The 2,987-nt window shown below is 65.0% G+C and carries 3 protein-coding genes; 1 reads left to right on the plus strand and 2 read right to left on the minus strand.

The genetic code is table 11. The features are described 5' to 3' along the window. Positions 1-38: 38 nt before the first annotated feature. Entirely contained in the window at positions 39-920 is an 882-nt protein-coding gene (locus tag EOA33_RS30235; protein ID WP_127407314.1) for a DMT family transporter, read from the minus strand. A gap of 178 nt (positions 921-1,098) precedes the next feature. On the opposite strand from EOA33_RS30235, the gene EOA33_RS30240 reads away from it, so the two are divergent. Beyond that, entirely contained in the window at positions 1,099-1,602 is a 504-nt protein-coding gene (locus EOA33_RS30240) for a hypothetical protein (protein WP_127391872.1), read from the plus strand. Positions 1,603-1,622: 20 nt separating this feature from the next. Here EOA33_RS30240 and EOA33_RS30245 read toward each other — a convergent pair whose 3' ends face one another. After that, complete coding sequence (locus EOA33_RS30245) at positions 1,623-2,951, minus strand: DNA polymerase IV (protein ID WP_126054292.1); 1,329 nt, start codon at positions 2,949-2,951, stop codon at positions 1,623-1,625. Positions 2,952-2,987: the final 36 nt, after the last annotated feature.

Raw genomic sequence — 2,987 nt, forward strand, 5'->3', positions numbered from 1 at the left:
CCCGCCGATGCCGTCGAACCGTGAGGAACGAACCTTTCCTATGACGCCGCAATCTCTGCCGGTTCTGGCGCTTTGCGCTGCAGATTGAGTAGATTGCCGAGTAGGATCAGCAGCGCGCCGCCAGCGGTGAAGGCATCGATCTGCTCGTGGTAGAGCAGCCAGCCGATCAACGCTGACAACGGCACGCGCAAAAAATCCATCGGTGAGATGACAGTGGCGTCAGCGTAGGCAAGCGCGCGGGCCATGCAGAAATGCGACGACATGCCGGTGAAGGCGATCACCACGATCCATGGCCAGAGCTCGAGCGACGGGGTGCGCCATTCGTAGAGCGCCGGAGCCAGGCCGAGCACGGACTGGATGATGAGCATCCAGAAGATGATGCTGACGACGCTGTCGGTGCGTGTCAGCGACTTGACCAACACCACCGAGGTACCGAAGCAAACCGCTGCGCCCAGCACGATGAGCTCTCCCACGTTCATGGAACCGAGGCCCGGACGCACGATGATCACCACCCCGACCAGCCCCAGAACGATCGCCGCCAGCCTTGGCCGCGAGAGCCTCTCGCCAAGGAAGCTGACCGCCAGCAAGGCCGTCCAGATCGGCGTTGTGAACTCGATCGAGATCAGCACGGCAAGCGGTATCAGCGTCAGCGCGTAAAGCCAGGCGGCCTGACCGGAATAGTGGACGACATTGCGGGCAAGATGGGCGAGCGGACGCTCGGTGCGCATCGCCGCGAAGCCGCCGCTCATCATCACCAGCGGCAGCAGGATGAGGAAGCCGATGACCGAGCGCAGCTCCAGCACCTGGAAGACGTTGAGCTCCGCCGTCGTGGCGCGGCCGGCGACCGACATCGCCAGGAACGAGGCGATCGACAGCGCCATCCAGAACGCGGCCTTGGGGATCGAGGGAGCGGGTGCCATGCGCGCTATGTCGCAAGCCGGACCTTCGAGGGCAACCGCTAGTCGGCGCATTCGACTGGGCCAGCCGATGCGGCGTTAAAAAACAGTCACGTTGAAGGCGGAACCTGGGGTCGCCGCAGGCGTTCGAGTCCCTGTATCCGCGCTTAGGCATTTCCGATTCTACCGGGGGAGACCTTCGATGAAATCAATGCTGCTGCTTCTGCTCGCGGGCGGCCTGACCGCCGTGAGCCCCGCGCATGCCGACGATGCAGATTTCCTGCGCTCGTTCCAGGGCAGTTTCGCCGGCAACGGCACCGTCAAGGTGACCACCAACGCGCCGACGGTGAACGTCTCCTGCACCTTCAATTCCGGCGCGACGTCGACTTCGCTGTCGCTCGACGGCAATTGCCGAGGTCTCGTGCTGGTGACGCGGGCGATCAGCGCGGATTTGAAATCCAACGGCAAGGGCTATACCGGCGTTTATGTCGGCTCCCGTACCGGGCCGGCGCAGTTGAATGGCAAGCGGTCGGGCAATGCGCTCAGCCTCGCAATCCGATGGGCCAAAGAGGTGAATGGCGACCGGACGGCGCGGCTAACCGTCGAGAAGACCAGCGGGGACGGCATGCGGCTCACCGTGACAGACGCCGATCCGAAAACCGGCAAGACGGTGGTGACAAGCCGGATCGATCTCAAACGCACGTGAGTGGCGGAAGCCGAATTCGATCACTCCTCGATCGGCTCCGGCGGATTGGCGCCGCGGCCCCTGCCGAACGTATAGCCGGTTTCCACGGCCTTCTTGCCGAACTTGTCGCGCAATGAATCGATGGCGCCTTCGGCCAGCGCGCGCTTGCGCGACTGCACATCAACCAGATCGGGCGGATCGGCCTTCCCGTCGTCGGAGAGATCGCTGACGCCGATCCCGAGCAGGCGGTATTTCGTCCCGTCGGCCTCCCGGCGCAGCAGGTCGAGGCCGGTCTGGAAAATCCGGTCGGCCAGACGGGTGGGGTCGCCAAGCTGGCGGTTGCGCGTGCGGAGCTTGAAATCCTGCGTCTTCAGCTTCAGCACGACGGTGCGTCCGGCAATGCCCGACTTCTTCAGCCGAGCCGAGACCTTTTCCGACAGAGCCCGTAGCACGGGGACCAGTTCGGCCATGGTGCCGATGTCAGCGTCGAAGGTCGTTTCGGCCGACACGCTCTTGGCGTCGCCGCCAGGGTCGACGCGGCGGTCGTCCTGCCCGCGCGAGAGCCGGTAGAGCCGGTCGCCCATGACGCCGTAGCGGCGCATCAGTTCGGCCCGCTCCATGCGCTGCAGCTGGCCGATAGTGCGAATGCCGTCGCGTTCCAGGGCGGCCGCGAAGGCCTTGCCGACGCCCCAAATCATCGTCACCGGCTGCTCGGCCAGGAAGCCGATCGCCTCGGCCTCGCCGATCACCGAAAAGCCGCGCGGCTTGCGGAAGTCGGACGCCACCTTGGCGAGGAACTTGCAGTAGGAAAGACCGGCCGAGACGGTGATGCCGAGCGCCTTTTCCACGGTCAGCGCGAAGCGCGCCAGCACCAGCGCTGGAGGCATGCCGTGCAGGCGCTCGGTGCCGGCAAAATCGAGGAATGCCTCGTCGATGGAGAGCGGCTCGACCAGCGGCGTCAGCGCCTGCATCAACGCGCGGACTTCGCGCCCAACGCGGACGTATTTCTCCATGTCTGGAGGAATGACCACCGCCTCGGGACAGGCTTCAAGCGCCTTGAACATCGGCATTGCCGAGCGCACACCGTGGATGCGGGCGATATAGCAGGCGGTGGAGACGACCCCGCGCCTGCCGCCGCCGACGATGACCGGCTTGTCCTTCAGCGCTGGATTGTCGCGCTTTTCGACCGCCGCGTAGAAGGCGTCGCAGTCGATGTGGGCAAGGTGAAGCCGGTAGAGCTCCGGATGGCGCACGAGCCTGGGGCTGCCGCAGCGCTCGCAGCGCCGCCCGCCGCCGCGCTGGAGGGCCAGGCAGTCGCGGCAAAAACCGTGTTCAGGATTGTTGACAGGAGCCGCCATCGATGCGAACATAAAGAGAACAAACGCAATGGTACGACAGTGCAGGGC

It is taken from the genome of Mesorhizobium sp. M4A.F.Ca.ET.050.02.1.1 (genome assembly GCF_003997725.1).
Lineage (GTDB): Bacteria > Pseudomonadota > Alphaproteobacteria > Rhizobiales > Rhizobiaceae > Mesorhizobium.

What these genes read in the sequence shown, in the direction of transcription:
- EOA33_RS30235 (WP_127407314.1), bottom strand. Translation starts at nt 920, where the DNA reads ATGGCACCCGCTCCCTCGATCCCCAAGGCCGCGTTCTGGATGGCGCTG.
- EOA33_RS30240 (WP_127391872.1), top strand. Translation starts at nt 1,099, where the DNA reads ATGAAATCAATGCTGCTGCTTCTGCTCGCGGGCGGCCTGACCGCCGTG.
- EOA33_RS30245 (WP_126054292.1), bottom strand. Translation starts at nt 2,951, where the DNA reads ATGTTCGCATCGATGGCGGCTCCTGTCAACAATCCTGAACACGGTTTT.